At 46.2% G+C, this 15,550-nt stretch carries 10 protein-coding genes; 6 read left to right on the top strand and 4 right to left on the bottom strand.

The window, feature by feature from the left end:
- Nucleotides 1-173 precede the first annotated feature (173 nt).
- Entirely contained in the window at nucleotides 174-4,139 is a 3,966-nt protein-coding gene (locus AC1HDP_RS10410) for a S8 family serine peptidase (protein ID WP_479638703.1), read from the bottom strand.
- Nucleotides 4,140-4,322: 183 nt separating this feature from the next.
- Here AC1HDP_RS10410 and AC1HDP_RS10405 point away from each other — a divergent pair, with 183 nt between their 5' ends.
- The 3 genes from AC1HDP_RS10405 (at nucleotide 4,323) to asnC (ending at nucleotide 5,951) form a co-directional block, all read left to right on the top strand.
- A complete protein-coding gene (locus tag AC1HDP_RS10405) occupies nucleotides 4,323-4,628 on the top strand; it encodes a hypothetical protein (protein WP_140933654.1) in 306 nt (101 codons plus the stop codon).
- A 112-nt stretch (nucleotides 4,629-4,740) separates the two neighbouring features.
- On the top strand, nucleotides 4,741-5,418 hold the full coding sequence (gene rluA, locus AC1HDP_RS10400) for a bifunctional tRNA pseudouridine(32) synthase/23S rRNA pseudouridine(746) synthase RluA (protein ID WP_479638702.1): 678 nt from the start codon (nucleotides 4,741-4,743) through the stop codon (nucleotides 5,416-5,418).
- Between the two features lie 68 nt (nucleotides 5,419-5,486).
- Nucleotides 5,487-5,951: a transcriptional regulator AsnC gene (asnC, locus tag AC1HDP_RS10395; RefSeq protein ID WP_140934187.1), complete on the top strand. Its 465-nt coding sequence runs from the start codon at nucleotides 5,487-5,489 to the stop codon at nucleotides 5,949-5,951.
- Nucleotides 5,952-6,004: 53 nt separating this feature from the next.
- On the opposite strand, the gene AC1HDP_RS10390 is transcribed toward asnC, so the two are convergent.
- Nucleotides 6,005-7,987 (bottom strand): alpha/beta hydrolase family protein, encoded by a 1,983-nt coding sequence (locus AC1HDP_RS10390; RefSeq protein WP_479638701.1) that lies wholly within the window; start codon nucleotides 7,985-7,987, stop codon nucleotides 6,005-6,007.
- Between the two features lie 176 nt (nucleotides 7,988-8,163).
- Between AC1HDP_RS10390 and AC1HDP_RS10385 the strand changes: the two genes are divergently transcribed.
- Nucleotides 8,164-10,938 carry a TonB-dependent receptor domain-containing protein gene (locus AC1HDP_RS10385; protein ID WP_479638700.1) on the top strand — a complete coding sequence of 925 codons (2,775 nt, stop codon included), beginning with the start codon at nucleotides 8,164-8,166 and terminating at the stop codon, nucleotides 10,936-10,938.
- Between the two features lie 96 nt (nucleotides 10,939-11,034).
- Here AC1HDP_RS10385 and AC1HDP_RS10380 read toward each other — a convergent pair whose 3' ends face one another.
- The gene (locus AC1HDP_RS10380) at nucleotides 11,035-11,430 is read right to left on the bottom strand and encodes a hypothetical protein (RefSeq protein WP_168195219.1); all 396 of its coding nucleotides are present in this window, start codon (nucleotides 11,428-11,430) and stop codon (nucleotides 11,035-11,037) included.
- Nucleotides 11,431-11,780: 350 nt separating this feature from the next.
- Here AC1HDP_RS10380 and AC1HDP_RS10375 point away from each other — a divergent pair, with 350 nt between their 5' ends.
- Nucleotides 11,781-13,559, top strand: a complete 1,779-nt coding sequence (locus AC1HDP_RS10375; protein ID WP_479638699.1) for a flavocytochrome c — start codon at nucleotides 11,781-11,783, stop codon at nucleotides 13,557-13,559.
- Nucleotides 13,560-13,818: 259 nt separating this feature from the next.
- A complete protein-coding gene (locus AC1HDP_RS10370) occupies nucleotides 13,819-14,808 on the top strand; it encodes a 2-hydroxyacid dehydrogenase (protein ID WP_479638698.1) in 990 nt (329 codons plus the stop codon).
- A 155-nt stretch (nucleotides 14,809-14,963) separates the two neighbouring features.
- Here AC1HDP_RS10370 and AC1HDP_RS10365 read toward each other — a convergent pair whose 3' ends face one another.
- Entirely contained in the window at nucleotides 14,964-15,500 is a 537-nt protein-coding gene (locus AC1HDP_RS10365; RefSeq protein ID WP_140933648.1) for a DUF3332 domain-containing protein, read from the bottom strand.
- Nucleotides 15,501-15,550 lie beyond the last annotated feature (50 nt).

Below are 15,550 nucleotides of genomic sequence, written 5' to 3'. Positions count from 1 at the left end.
ACCAACTTAATGTTTTTAGTCTCTAGCGAATATCGTTTTAGTTAATTAGCTTGGCTCAGTGATGTGACTGAGCCAAGCGCCTTCTTTCAAATCCGTAAGCTCAAACCTATCAACTCATATAAATCCAGCTTTCCAGAAGCCAACCATTATCAATCAAATTAACACCCATCAAACTAGCGCAGGGCTGGTGTTCTTACCTGCCTAAATATCCATAAACAGGCTAACAGCAGTAAGGTGCTCCCCATACTACCGCCACCGCCACCGCCTCCGCCATTATCAGTCGGTGGGGAAGTCGCTGGCGTGATACTGATGCTAACTGTCACTGGCGGCGAATTTTGCTGACCGTCATTGGCGCTAAGGGCAAAGCTTAATGGGCCAGAACTTGGGGCGATAAAGCTTAGGTTGCCAGCGCCATCCACATTAATAGTCACTTGCGAGCCTGATACTTGTTGCCATTGATAGCTGAGTGTATCGCCATCAATATCGCTACCGTTGGCGCTAATATTGACTGTGGCGCCAGCATTGACGGTTTGCGTTAAGGGGGCAGGGTTAACACTTGGCGCATCATTGACTGAGTTAATCACTAAATTCACAGTCACGGCTTGGCTCGGCTCATTATTGGCGTTGGTTGCTTTATAGCTAAAAGAGTCGGTGCCAAAGTAATTGGCCTGTGCTTGGTATCTCACAGTGCCTGCATTAATCACACTTAATTGGCCATGGCTTGGCGCACTATTAATGCTAATTTGCTCAAACGTGCTCATTGGCACAATAACGAGTGGCAGCACTGCGGTGGCGTTATCACTGCCAATAGTAAGCTTGGTTGTCAGTAGCTGCTCAAGACGATTGTCATTCGTCAGTACATTAAATTCCAGCGAGCTATCTTCGTTAAGCGTGACGGTATCTGGCGTTGGAAACACCACGTTGATGGGGCTGACATCAACACTTAATTGCAGTTCGCCTGGGGAGGTAGAAGCGAGTCCCCACACATCGCCATTATTGGGTAACACGCCATCGCCATTATAATATTGCTGACTTGCGTGAGTGCCGCGGCTATTTTCTGCGCCTATGGTTAACGTACTTGGCGCATTGGTGACATTAATATAGTTAAAATAAATTTGTTGATGAGCGCCTAAGCCAAGCCAGAGGGCAAAGCTAAAAGTTTGGTTAGTGGTATTGTCAAAAAGCGCCGCATTTGCCCATTCAATCACGAAATAATCATTGCCAGCGAACGTCATAGTGCGGCTATAAATGTTACCGCCACTGGTTTCCGCAGATCCCTGTAAATCAAAATCTGTCGAGAAGGGGGCAATAACATTATTGGAAGTGTGCACTTGAGGTATGGCTTGGTTGGTGGTGTCATTGCTTAGATTGTGATCGCCAGGTACCACAAATCCGTTATCAGATACTGAGATGGCTTGATAGTTAACACCTTGATAGTTAAAGCTTGGTGTCGTTAGGGTGAAACTCACATCATCGCAGGTGCCTGTGCAAGACAGCGGCGCGACTGTGCCGCTGATACTCGGCAAACTCATGGCAGCAGGACTAATAGCGAGCGCACCACTGCTTAATTGCCCCTGCCAACTTAAGGAGTGCTCACTGACGTTAAGTTTGTCAGTTTGACCATCTTGTAAGTTTATGGACGCGCTTTGGCTATCAAAGACAAGATTCGCGGGCGCCTCTGCCGTTAACGTCACATTGCTGGCAGCTAATAAATTAGTGACTTGCCAGCGTAATCGGGCGCTGCCATCTGGGGTAAGTGTGGCGGCGTTACTGCTAAAGCTAAGAATTTCTGGACGCGTATTTTTACCAAACTTAAGCAAGAGTGGCAATTGCTGCGTTGCTCCCGTATTTGGCGTAAATAATAACCGGCCAAATTGCCAGTTACTATTGCTGGCCTCTAAGGTGCTGACATTAAACGCTAATTCATAACTGCTAGTGGGGGCAATTGTGATGTTAGTCGCGGTAGGAGTGATAGTCAGTTGATTACTGATGCTACTGATACTAACGCTACTCGCGGTTGCGCTATGGTTATAGATTGTGAGGCTAGCGGCGCAGTCAAAAGTGCACTCATCATTGATGATGGCTAAGCTTGCAAAACTTAAAGGGGCGCTTGCGGCATTATCTAGGGCTAGGCGTCCTGCACCAGTAACAAAGGGCGTGACATCGCTGCCATTGGCGCTGGTTAATCCACTAAATTTACTGCTAGAAACCAATATACTTTTTATCGCGCTAACGCTTAATTGCGGGTAGCGCGCCATCAATAAGGCGCCAGCGCCAGCCACTTGCGGGCTCGCCATACTAGTACCGGTAAATTCAATAAAGTCACTCGCTTCATTGGCCGATAAAATATCCGTACCGGGCGCGCTAAGCTCTGGTTTTAATGCGTTAAGACCTATGACTGGGCCTTGGCCGCTATCAATATTCACTTGATCAGCAAATTCTGCTTGGATAAGTTGCTGCGAATTAGCGCGAATGCTGACAGCGCTGCCTGAGGTGTGATTGCTCTCTAACCATTGGCCATCAAGCGCCGATACCATAAAACCTGGGATACTGGCTTGGGGCATAAACATGGTAAAGGGCGCACTGTTATCATTGTTATAAGTTAATAGCATACGCGCGCCAGCGGCGCTGACATTGGCCGCTTTTTGCTCAAAGGTACAAGTGCCACGCTCAACCAAGGCTATAGCTTGATTAAAGCTTGCTGCCGCAAATGGCTTGCAAGCATCGCGATTATTGGCACTGATGGCGCTGGCATGATTTAGCGGCGCATTAAGGTTAGCGCTTAATTTGGGGCCATCGGCGGCAACGGCCGCAAGCTCTCTATTAGTAGTCGTCAGTAAATGAGCGGTGATTTTACCTGTGCTGGTATTAGCCACAGCTAAGCCTGCATCCACGCAGGCCGGGCAACTAATAGAACTCGCGCCCATAGTGCCATCGTTACCGGCGGCGCTTACCATTAAAATACCGGCAGCTTCTGCGGCGCGAAATACGCTTTGATACGGGCTGGAATTAGGATCTTCTCCCGGCGCGCCGCCCCAAGAATTATTAATCACATCACTGCCATCATTTACAGCATCCTCTAATGCCGCGAGCAGCATAGTGTCTGAACCTATGGCACCTTGGCAGTCATCACCGCTAAACAAGGCTTTGTAAATCATTAAATTAGCACCAGGCGCGACCCCAGATAAATTAATAGTATCAGCGCCTATGGCGGCGCTGACTAAGTTGCCAGCGGCAATGCCTGCCACATGAGTGCCATGGCCGTTGTAATCCCTTGGGCTTAAGTGTTCATCGGCGCAAAGACTAAAGTCAGGTTGATACCAGCGCGCGACAGTAATCTTGTTATTACAAAAGTTAGGATTAGCTTTGCAGTAATCATTGCTGGCAGGGCTGCTTGCGCTAAACCCTGTGCCAGAAAACATCGGGTGCTCAGGGATAATACCGCTATCGATAATCGCAATCTTAATGCCTTCGGCCGCGCGGCTTTGGCCACCGACTAACTGCCACAAGGATTGACTACTCATCAAGGTATTAGCGGCATCCATGGACTGGCGATAGTAACGCACCGGATAAACTGCTTTAACAGCGCTATGTTGGCGTAACGCATTGACTTCTTTGACTGATAATGGGGCGCTAAAGCCATTAAATAGCGTGTGATATTGCTGCTCAATCATCGCCTTGCTACCAAGGATTTGCTTGATAACACTTTGCTGTTGCTGGTTAATTTGCTGCAGTGCTAATGCATTTGCTTGAATTTGAGCTTGAGCCTGAACTTGAGGGGGAGTGCGTGAAGATATACCGGCAGATTGGATGTTACCTCTTTTGGATTGCCTAAAGCTATCGTGCATCGCCATTGGCTTGGCAGTGAGCTCAACAATATAGGAGGGTTTAATCGGCGCAGATACATCGGCAGCAATACTTGTCTGCACAGCGGTTTTGTTGGCGAGTGGCTTGGCATAAAAGCGATTTATTTCAGGGGCGTTTTCAAGATAAGTGGGCGCGGCATTATCACTATTGGCTAATGCATTATTGGCCAATGCATTAGGAGTCAAGGCGCTATGGGTCATGATTAATAGAGCTACGCCTAAGGTTAATCGGCTGCGCTTACTTAGTGTCGCCTTGCTTATTAATCTCGTCATAGTCGTTATTTCACCCTGTTAATATCAACTGCATTCCTTTGATTTAATTCTAGGAGAGAACTGGGCACTTGCGAGGATTATCGGGCAACAACAAAAGTGAAGGGATGGTTAATTATGTTGTGTTTTTAATGGTTTCGTTCCACTCTGGGGTATTTATTATCATTGCTAACCATGGGCATCATTATGAATCCTTATCCTGAAAGTTACCGCCTAGCTGTTCCGCCCTTGTGCAGCCTATTCATGGTGGTTTGGGCGTTACTGACCCCAGTATGGCAATGGTTATCTGTGGCTGAGGCAGGGGCCTTTGCTTGGTATCTGTACCCGTTATTTGCCACCTTTGCCGTGAGTGTGCTGGGCCATGGTTACTTAATTTTGCTTTCGCCCGGAATTAAGCGCTTAGATCAGGCCTTTTATGCCTTAGTGCACTTACCCTTGGCGTTTGTGATTTGGATTTTTGCCATCATGCAAATGTCTGGACGCGGTTGGTAATTGGTTAGACTCGGGATTTGTGTGTAGCTTAAGCGGATAATTTCGAGCTTTTGCTTGCGACTCGCTTGTCCTGCGGGTATCGTGACGCCGCCTTATTTGCCAGAGTATAGTTATGCCGGATTTTATCTATTGCCCACCGACCGACCCGTGGTTATCTCAAGTTCACTGCGACAAAGACATCATAGTTATCGATAAGCCGTCAGGATTATTGTCTGTGCCTGGGCGTGCGCTTGCCCATAAAGACAGTGTTTATAGCCGCGTGTTAGCTGAGCATCCCAACGCGCAAGTGGTGCATCGTCTGGATATGGCAACGTCTGGCATCATAGTATTAGCGCTACGCCGGAGCGCAGAAATTGAATTAAAGCGGCAGTTTCACGACCGTGAAACCCATAAAATCTATTATGCGCGGGTGGCAGGTCACGTGAAGCAAGCGCAAGGCAGCGTTGATTATCCACTGATTTGTGATTGGCCAAATCGGCCTAAGCAAATGGTTGATCACAAGATAGGCAAACCAAGCCTGACCCATTATGAAGTGATTAGTTATGGCAAGCGCTCAACCTTAGTTAAGCTCACGCCGATAACAGGCCGCTCACATCAACTGCGGGTGCATATGATGGCCATAGGTCACCCTATTCTTGGGGATAATTTTTATGCCGATCCGCTAGCAAAACGCTTGGCGCCAAGGTTGTTATTGCACGCGGCAGAACTGCAAATAACCCACCCTTATTCAGGTCTGGCCCTAACTTTTACGGCAGCGGCCCCTTTTATGGAAGCTGAAGCTGATCAATAATAGGGTTGTTAAATTCGTAATATCCCTACAAAAACATTAGAAGAAAATCAATAATCCCTATGAATACTATTGATCACTCATTTCAACGCGACCAACTAGATAATCAAATTCTAGAAGCCTTGATGCAAGATGCGCGCAGCCCTTTTGCTGAATTAGCTAAGCGCTTTGGCGTTAGCGCTGGCACTATTCATGTACGGGTCGAGAAAATGCGCCAAGCCGGTATCATTACCGGCGCGCAAATCTCAGTGAATCCTAAAGCGCTGGGATACGATGTTTGCTGTTTTATTGGCATTAATTTAAAGAGTGCCGGGGATTATCCCGCCGCGATTGCCAAGCTTAATGCCTTAGAAGAAGTGGTTGAAGCGTATTACACCACGGGTCATTACAGTATTTTCGTCAAAGTCATGTGTCAGTCGATTGATGGCTTGCAACATGTATTGATTAACCGCATTCAGTCCATTGATGAAATACAATCGACAGAAACCTTAATCAGTCTGCAAAACCCTATCAGCCGTGCGGTAAAACCGACCTAATTGCCTTTAAAAAAACACCGCGATAAACATCGCGGTGTTTGATCTTAGCTCAATTAATTCAGATATTTTCCCAAAAAGCTTTGCATTTGAATGTACAAATCTTTACGGTTGTCTTCATCATAAAAACCATGGCCTTCGGTTTCTTTCCACACCCAGACAGGATCTTTACCGACCTTCTTTAAGGCGTCGCGCATCACATAGGCATTTTCATAATGAGCCTGCTCGTCACGGCCGCCATGCACTATCATGACTCCCGCTTTTATCTTGTCAGCATTATGGGCGGGTGAGTGGCGTTTCATCTCTGACTCTGAACCACCAAAGGCTTGTTCCATATAGCGTTTGCCCCAACCTAAGCGTTCAGCCACATTGCCCTTTTTAAACATCAAAGGTAAATCGTACACACCAACATAACCGATAGCGCACTTATACAGATCTGGCTCTTTAACGACTCCCATTAATGAGGCATAGCCGCCATAACTGGCGCCAGAAATACAGATTTTATCTTTATTGGCATAGCCTTGTGTTATCGCCCACAAGGTGCCATCGGTTAGGTCATCTTGCATAGCTCCGCCCCATTGGCCATAACCACTATCTTCAAATTCGCGGCCATAGCCACCAGAACCGCGGAAGTTGATTTGCAATACGCTATAGCCTTGGCTGGCATAAAACTGAACTTCATCATTAAAGCCCCAATAGTCGCGTGGACCGTGAGGACCGCCGTGGGGATGGACGATCAAAGGCATATTTTTACCGTCACTGCCTTTGGGGGTAGTTAAGTAGCCATGTAGCTCTATGCCATCACGGGTTTTAAAGCTGATAGGCTGCATGTTTGCCATCTTAGCTTCATCTATCCATGGGCGTGATGCCGATAAAAATGAAACCTTATTATTGGCTTTATCAAACAAGTAAAACTTACCTGGATTGACATCTGAACTGGCAGAAATCAACCATTTTTGGTTGTCACTAGTTGTTGAGGTGATCTTGATAAAATTGCCTGCAAAGGCTTGTTCTAACGCGCGGTAATCTTTAGCGAACGCGCTGTTTTCATCAAAGAAGATGACCTTAGGAATGCCGTCGTACACAACAGCGCCTATTGGCTCTCGAATACGCTTACCCTCGTCACTGTAATAGGTGTTGATAAAAGGGAAGGCATCAACTGTGTCATGGCGATACATAAGTTCACGCTTGCCATCGGCGAGTTTAATTCGATAAATTCCGTCAGTGCTGGCCTCAGTATTATCGCTGGTAAACATGTATTGATTATCAGCGCTAAAGCCTATGATGCTGGTGGCGCCTTTGGCACTTTGGCGAGTCATATCGACTATGGATACCGCTTGCCAAGGGGAGGCGGTATCAGCGCGTAAATAGGTAATCATTTCGCCTGAGGCTTCTGCGCTTTGCAGGCCTTTGCGTTCTGTCTTACTTGATTGCGATGCGCGCCATACATCTTTATTGTCTAAGGTAATGGCTGCATTTTCGTGCTCAGCCTTTTCGACTAAACTGCGCTTGCCGTTATAGATATTGAGCTTATAGAGATTGCTATATTGTTTTTTATCAAGATTGGATGAAATTAGAATATGTTTAGGGTCATCAGACAGTAGGCTTTCGATATTTGCGGCTGCGCCATCGTTGTTTCGCGCGCCAAATAATTGAATGCGCTCACTGCAATCGGCATTGCCAGCAAACAACTCACCCGTCCAGAACGGCGAGGCATATTGGCCCGATTGTTTGGAAATCGTCATTAATATCCGCTCAGGGTTAGCCCACCAAAATTCCATCACAGATTCATCGGATTTGAACACAAAATTACAGATAATTTTTTGATTGGCATTATTAATAATGGCCAAACGCTTATGCTCTTTATAAGGGTAAGTGGCTGCTAAAAATTCGCCGGAAGGGGAAATTTTAACATTGCTAAACATGCTGTGTTTAGCAAAATCATCGATAGACACTCCAGAGTCAGATGCCGCATAAACACTGATGGGAGCGCCAAGTAAGGTGAGTGGCAGAAGCCAGCTAGACATTTTTTTCAACATTGTAAACCTCATCCCCTAAAAAAACTTTGGTAACATCAGCGTAACATTGTTTACATGGCGTAAACAATAGGGTAGCGTCTTACCTGCTGCTGTCGTGGCAACAACAAAAAAATCATAAATAACGAGTTACTTGCTTGTGAGACTTCTTAGAGAGTCAGCAAGATTGTGGAGGATGTATGTTGAAGATTTCCAAAATGGCCAAAGCAATTCACTTAGGTATTGTCTCATCAAGCTTAATGTTTGCGGGCGTTACCATAGCGGCTGATGACGTAAAAAAAGAAGATGAAAAAGTTGAACGCATTGAAGTGACGGGCAGCCGTATTAGCCGCTCCGATTTAGAAACGGCGCAGCCGATAGTCGTTCTTACCGCTGAAGACATGAAAAACGAAGGCTTTAGTACGGCATTTGATGCGCTGCAAGGTTTGTCACAAAATACTGGTACCGTTCAAGGTAACGAGTTTGGCGCCCAAGGCGGCTTTACCCCTAACGCTGACGTGATTGACTTACGTGGCTTTGGCCCTGGCTATACCTTAGTGCTGCTCAATGGTCGTCGCATTGCTGAAAACCCAACCCCGTATAATGGCCAAAGTAACTTTGTTAACTTAGCCGGTATTCCGTTTGCAGCCATTGATCGCATTGAAATTGTCACCGCTGGCGCATCTGCCATTTACGGCTCTGATGCGGTAGCTGGTGTTGTTAACATCATTTTGAAGAAAGATATCGACGCTACAACTGTCAATGCCATGTATGGTACTACCTATGAAGGCGGTGGCGATCAACAGCGCTTCTCGCTGACATCTGGCACCACAGGTTCAAATTACTCGATTGGCGGTACCTTAGAGTTTTATAAGCAAGAGCCCATTTATTCACGTGAACGTGACTTTTTGGATTCTGTTGATGATAACCCTGCAGGTGCAAGCCCATTAAGCCGTGGTATCTTGTTGTTAGACAATAAAACCCGTAAGTATCGCGACCCCGGCGCGCAGGCGTGCGCCGATTCTGGTTCGGGTTATGAGCATACCTCTCGTGAAAAATTTGGTAACTATTGTGGTGTTGATACCACAGGCGATAACACTATTCGTAACGAGCGTAAAAACACCACAGGTTATGTCTTTGGTACCTATGATATCAGCGACAGCCTGCAATTCTTTGCTGATGGTATGTATACCACTATTGATTCAGCGGTTTATGGTTCGCGCCATTTCTATAGCGAAAACTTATTAGTTAATACTCCAAACGGCACGGGCAACATGTTTGGTGGTAAGCGTGATTATGTCTTGCATCAGCGTTTATTTAGCTTTGATGAAATGGGGCAGCGCAATACCGAATTTGATGAAGATGTATATAACTTTACCGCGGGTTTAAAAGGCAGCGTCTTTAGTGATTACAACTGGCAGGCTTATTACTCTGAAAGTCGTTATGACTATCAAAGTGCCCGTGACTGGATGAAGGAAGAGAAAGTTAAAGAAATGTTTTTAGGTACCATAGATAACTCTTTTGGTCTGTATAACGGCGCCGGTAAAGTGGGTCTTTATGACAAAATTACGCCAGATATTCGTAATGAGTTAATTGGTACCCAAATCATTAACGGCGATTCATATGCTCGCACTTTCTCCGCCGATATCAATGGCGACCTATTTGAATTACCTGCAGGTATGGTGGGCTTTGCTGCCATTATTGAATACAACAAACAAGGTTACAGCTTAGAGGTTGATGAGCGCACCTTAAACCAAACGGGTATGGGGTGGCAGGGCTTAACTGGCACTGAAGGTGGCGGTGATCGCAATCGTTATGCCGTGGGCGCCGAGTTATTAGTGCCTGTGATTGAAGGGTTAGATTTAGGATTAGCGGGTCGTTATGACCAATATGATGATGATACTACCGATGTTGGCGGCCGTTTATCGCCATCAGTGAGTTTAACGTATCAACCGATTGAAGAAGTGAAGTTCCGTGGTAACTGGGGACAAAGTTTCCGCGCGCCAGATATGCATTATGTGTTTGCCGGTAAGTCTGGTTTCTTCTCTAATGCCTTTGACTGGACCAGTTGTCGCCGTGATGATTTCAACGATGACCCAAGCTTTGTGCCATCAGAAAGCGCCTGCGATCCGTCTAATTTTAAAGGTAGTCGCTCAGGCAGTTTAACCTTGGAAGAAGAGAAGGGTACCAACTGGGGTCTTGGCGTTATCATAGAGCCGATTGAAGATTTGAGCATGACTATTGATTTCTACGATATTAAGCTTGAAGACTTAATTCGTGACGAAAGTGCGCAAACCTTGCTGGATTTAGAGTATGACTGTAATTACAGCTTAAATGGTAAGTCACCTAATAGCCCTGAATGTCTTGCTAACTCGGCCAAAATTAATCGAGCGCCTGCTGGTAGCCCAAATGCGGGTGAAATTGAAACCATTAACGTTACTCCTGAAAACAAAGCGTTATATCAGCAGCGAGGTATAGATACACAAATTAGCTATGGTTTAGATACTCAATACGGTGATTGGGGCTTCAACTTAGGTTGGACTCATATTTTAAATACCCGTTATCAAGCCAATAGCGAAGCCGAACTGCAAGAATTACGTGATGATAAAGATAACAGCGAGCCGCGCTCAAAAGTGAACTTAACTGTGAGCTGGGATTATCAAGAGTGGCAAGCTGCGATTCGTGGCGATCGTATGGGGAGTATCCCTGTATGGGAGCAACCTGCCGGCAACTACGACCCTGTGACGGGTGATGTTGTTAAAGTTGACCGTTTACAGCAATATTTCACGGTTAACATGTCTGTGGGTTATCAATTTACTGACAACCTGACAGTGCAGTTAATTGGTGAGAATATTCTTAACGAACGCCCAGAAGTCGACGTAACTCATAACAGCTGGCCGTATTACAACAGCTTCTCTTATCCTGGAGCTGCGATTGGCGCCGCTTATCGCGCAGAAGTGTCGTATCGCTTCTAAGCATTAAGTCAATGTGAGTCGCTAGTGATTTTGAAAAAAGCCCTCGAGTAGTCATGTTCGGGGGCTTTTTATTGGCAGCTGTTCAGCCTAGGCCTATTAGCCTTTAATCTCTTTTTTGCTATCTAAGCGGCGGCGATGAATGATGGAGTAATGCCTAAGCCCAGATGGGCCGTGTGACACAATCACAGACAATAAAATGATGGCTATGATGAGCGCAGGTTTCGCGCTCGCCAATGGAATGAACAGCAGTAATAACCCAATCTTCACTAAGGTGAGTACGCCCTTTAGCTGGATAAGCCAGCGCCAATCGCGAATAACTTCCCACAGCATCAAGATTAAACCCGTCACCATGGCGATAATCCAGTAGGTGAGCCAAGCATCCATGGGTACTGCTAATAAAATGCCGCCCGCGGCGCCGCACACACCGACGATATGCAGGGCTCGCAGACCAGTTTTTGCCAAGCGTTGCAGCCAGAATTGAGTCTCAGTCACAGGTACACCTAAGGTAAAAATAAAGCCAATATGGCGGATATCATGGAGTTAAAGCGGCTTAAAACGCAAGAATTGCCGTGAGCCAAAGCAAAAATTGTGAGATGACCATGAAAAGGATGAAATGACTAGCGCTGAGTTAGAGGCAGACTATTCATGCTAACAATGTGAGCTTGCTTGGATTTTTAACGGGTTAAAATTAACAATAGATAATCTGTGATACGCATAAATATATACCTCTTTTGGTAGTGGTACATTTGCGCCAATAAGCAATATGCCTGTAAATAAAGGCTTTTATTAGGCGGCCTTAATATATTGCAGTTGGTGTATTTACTACTAAATGGGTGGAATAGATGATTCGTATCATGCGTAAAACGGTATTAGCCGTGATGGTTTCTGGAGTTATGGCGGGCAATGTGTGGGCTGCCGCTGATTACTTGGCAGATTTTCATACTGAAATGGGTGGTTGTGAAACTTGTCACGCCACTGAAAAGGGCCCTACTGATGATAATCTCAAGCATGAGAACAGTCAGTGCGTTAGCTGTCATGGCACGCTGAAAGAAGTGGCGCTAAACGATCCTAAAACCATAGTCTCCCCCCATAGCTCGCACCTCATTGGTGATATTGCTTGTACCGCATGTCATAAGGGCCATGAAAAATCAGTCGCTTACTGTGATGCTTGCCATAGCTTTGACTATAACATGCCTTATGAAGGTAAGTGGGAGCGCAAGTTTGTTCCGGTTGATGCCGATAAGAAAGCGCAAGATCAAGCCATTGCTTCAGGCCCAAGCGAATCAACCGATGTAGTGGTTATTGGTTCAGGTGGCGCAGGCTTAGCGGCTGCGGTCGCTGCGCGTAACCATGGTGCCTCTGTCATAGTGCTGGAAAAAGAGCCTATTGCGGGCGGTAACACTAAGCTGGCTGCCGGTGGTATGAATGCTGCTGAAACTAAGCCGCAAGCTAAGCTTGGCATTGAAGATAAGAAAGCCATCATGATTGAAGACACCATGAAAGGTGGTCGCAATCTTAATGATCCTGAATTAGTCAAAGTGTTAGCCAATGAGTCATCAGACTCTATAGATTGGTTAATGGCCATGGGCGCGGACATGAATGATGTCGGCCGTATGGGCGGCGCTAGTGTTAACCGCTCTCACCGCCCAACGGGTGGCGCTGGTGTTGGTGCTGAAGTCGCGCAAGTATTATGGGACGCCGCCACTGAGCGCGGTACTGACATTCGCTTAAATAGCCGCGTGGTGCGTATTTTAGAAACGGGTGGCAAAGTGACTGGCGTGCTGGTTAAAGGTGAGCACACAGGTTATTACGTCATTAAGGCCGATGCCGTAGTGCTAGCAACTGGCGGTTTTGCCCGTAACAATGAGCGCGTGGCTCAGTACGATCCGAAACTGGCTGGCTTTGCTGCCACCAATCACCCAGGTGCTACCGGTGATGGCCTAGATGTTGCTATGCAAGCGGGCGCGGCAACGCGCGATCTTGAATACATTCAAGCGCATCCAACTTACTCGCCAGTTGGCGGCGTCATGGTAACAGAAGCTGTGCGTGGTAACGGCGCTATTCTTATTAACCGTGAAGGTCAGAGATTCGTTAACGAAATCACCACTCGCGATAAAGCCTCTGCCGCTATTTTGGCACAAAAAGGTGCTAGTGCTTACTTGGTATTTGATGATGCCGTGCGTAAATCATTAAGTAAGATTGAAGGCTATGTGCATTTGCATATCGTTGAAGAAGGCCAAACTGTAGCGGATTTAGCTAAGAAGATGGGCGTACCGCCGGTTAACTTAGAAGCCAGTATTGCTAGCTATAACAAGGCAGTATTAGCAGGTAAAGATGATGCCTTTGGGCGCCCAGATTTACCAAGAGAGCTTAATAAAGGCCCTTACTATGCCATGGAAGTGAAGCCTGCTGTGCATCACACCATGGGCGGCGTGAAAATTGATACTAAGGGTGAAGTACAAGGTCAAAATGGTCAAATCATCAAGGGCTTGTATGCTGCTGGTGAAATCACAGGCGGCGTGCATGGCGCTAACCGTTTAGGAGGTAACGCCATTTCTGATATCGTCACCTTTGGCCGTATTGCTGGTACAGATGCAGCGGCTTACGCTGAGAAAAACTAACGGCTTAGTATGAGTTAATCAACGGGTCCTTAGGGGCCCGTTTTGCTAAGCGGGGCGTTAAGTGAATGCTGCTTGTCATTGACTTACTGCGATTAACACCTTAGTGGTCACTTGTTTCATCTTCACCGCATTTGGGACATGAGTCATAAATTATCTTCAGTTAACGTGACCGTTAGTTGAGCACATCAGCGTTATCGCCTGCCAATTTCGTTTAGACTAAGTAGCAACAGCCAGCCCAGTCGTCATCAAGGAGTAGGACATGAGAATTGGTTTCTTTAGCGCTAAACATTACGACATTCATCACTTTAATCAGAGCGCGGCTCAATTTAGCGCTGAAATAGAATATTTTGATTTACGCTTAAGCTCGAAAACCGTGCCTTTGGCCCATGGCTTTGAAGTGATTTGTGCCTTCGTTAATGATGATCTCAGTGCTGAAGTACTGACTGAATTAGCCGAGCATGGCACTAAGATTATTGCCATGCGCTGCGCTGGGTTTAACAATGTGGATTTAGTGGCAGCTAAGCGCTTAGGCATACATGTAGTTAACGTGCCAGCTTACTCACCGGAATCGGTCGCTGAACATACCATAGCCTTGATTTTGACCTTAAACCGCAAAATCCATAAAGCCTATCAACGGACCCGCGACGCTAACTTCTCCCTCGATGGTTTAGTCGGTTTTAACTTATTTGGTAAAACCGTTGGCATTATAGGCACAGGTAAAATTGGTTTAGCCACCATCAAGATTATTCAAGGCTTTGGCTGCAAGGTGTTAGCTTTTGATCCTTATCCAAACCCTGCGGTCATCGCCTTAGGGGTTGAGTATGTGAGCCTAGATGAGATGTTCCCAGTGTGCGACATCATCAGTTTGCATTGCCCATTAACTGCTGAAAATCATCACCTTTTGTGCCAAGCGAGTTTTGATAAGATGAAACCTGGGATGATGGTGATTAACACCAGTCGTGGCGGCCTACTGAACGCCGTTGATGCCATGGAAGCCTTGAAACTTGGGAAAATTGGCTCGTTAGGGCTTGATGTGTACGAGAATGAAAAAGACTTGTTCTTCCAAGATAAGTCTAATGAAATCATTCAAGATGATGTCTTTAGGCGTTTATCGGCTTGCCATAATGTGGTCTTTACTGGTCATCAGGCGTTCTTAACCGTCGAAGCGCTCGACGCTATTGCTGAAACTACCTTAACCAATGTGCAGCAGACCTTGGCTGGAGAAGTGTGTCCTAACCTGTTGTGCTAATCAGTGGATGACTCGGTGCGATAAGTGGCTAAGCAACTAGCTCACAAGTCATAAGAATAAACCACTAGATAGCAATAAGGCTGCCATTGGCAGCCTTATTGTTGTTGCGTGCAGTAAGCTTGAGCATTTAGCCATGGCTTACTGTTAGTAAGATTTTAGCTTTGACGGCTAGCGTAATAAGCTTGCAGCTCAGCCGTTGACGCTGTGGCTACGATTTGACCGTCAAGATAGAAGTTAACGTTATCGCCAGTCTTCTCGCCAGACATGATTTGTTCGCTACCATCTTCATAAGTCAGCAGCATATCCAGTTTGTTAGCATTCACTGGAGTCACAGTCGCTTTAGTTAACTTAACGCCAGTTAAAGGAGCCTTAGTTAAGTCTTTATCTAAGTGTTGGTTTACTTTGAATACCGCTTCAACAGGCATATCTACTAAGGCTGGTGATTTACCAGTAATAGGGTTAGTACCAGTCCAGAATTCGATAGTGTTGAAAATGAACAAGTCACCGGTAGCAGCAAAGGCATACACAGGCGCCAATAAGATATACACACCAGCACGGCCAAAACGGTTGTCAACCACACTCAGGTTACCCTTAGTGACTAAACCACTAAGACCCATGGTACCCATGCAACCTGCCAGTTGAGTACAGATAAGTAGTGAGGCGCCGATGGCCAGTTTTTTTGTAGAAGTCATTGGTTGTCTCAATGGTTAATAAATTGAGCGCGAATTTTAATCAGTTGGTA

It is taken from the genome of Shewanella sp. ISS20 (assembly GCF_056522965.1).
The sequence above is the reverse complement of the archived record's forward strand: the minus strand, read 5'-3'. Positions and strand labels throughout refer to the sequence as shown.

Bases quoted from the DNA above. Each gene is read 5' to 3' on its own strand.
- AC1HDP_RS10410 (WP_479638703.1), bottom strand. From the start codon at position 4,139: ATGACGAGATTAATAAGCAAGGCGACACTAAGTAAGCGCAGCCGATTA.
- AC1HDP_RS10405 (WP_140933654.1), top strand. From the start codon at position 4,323: ATGAATCCTTATCCTGAAAGTTACCGCCTAGCTGTTCCGCCCTTGTGC.
- rluA (WP_479638702.1), top strand. From the start codon at position 4,741: ATGCCGGATTTTATCTATTGCCCACCGACCGACCCGTGGTTATCTCAA.
- AC1HDP_RS10390 (WP_479638701.1), bottom strand. From the start codon at position 7,987: ATGTTGAAAAAAATGTCTAGCTGGCTTCTGCCACTCACCTTACTTGGC.
- AC1HDP_RS10385 (WP_479638700.1), top strand. From the start codon at position 8,164: ATGTTGAAGATTTCCAAAATGGCCAAAGCAATTCACTTAGGTATTGTC.
- AC1HDP_RS10375 (WP_479638699.1), top strand. From the start codon at position 11,781: ATGATTCGTATCATGCGTAAAACGGTATTAGCCGTGATGGTTTCTGGA.
- AC1HDP_RS10370 (WP_479638698.1), top strand. From the start codon at position 13,819: ATGAGAATTGGTTTCTTTAGCGCTAAACATTACGACATTCATCACTTT.
- AC1HDP_RS10365 (WP_140933648.1), bottom strand. From the start codon at position 15,500: ATGACTTCTACAAAAAAACTGGCCATCGGCGCCTCACTACTTATCTGT.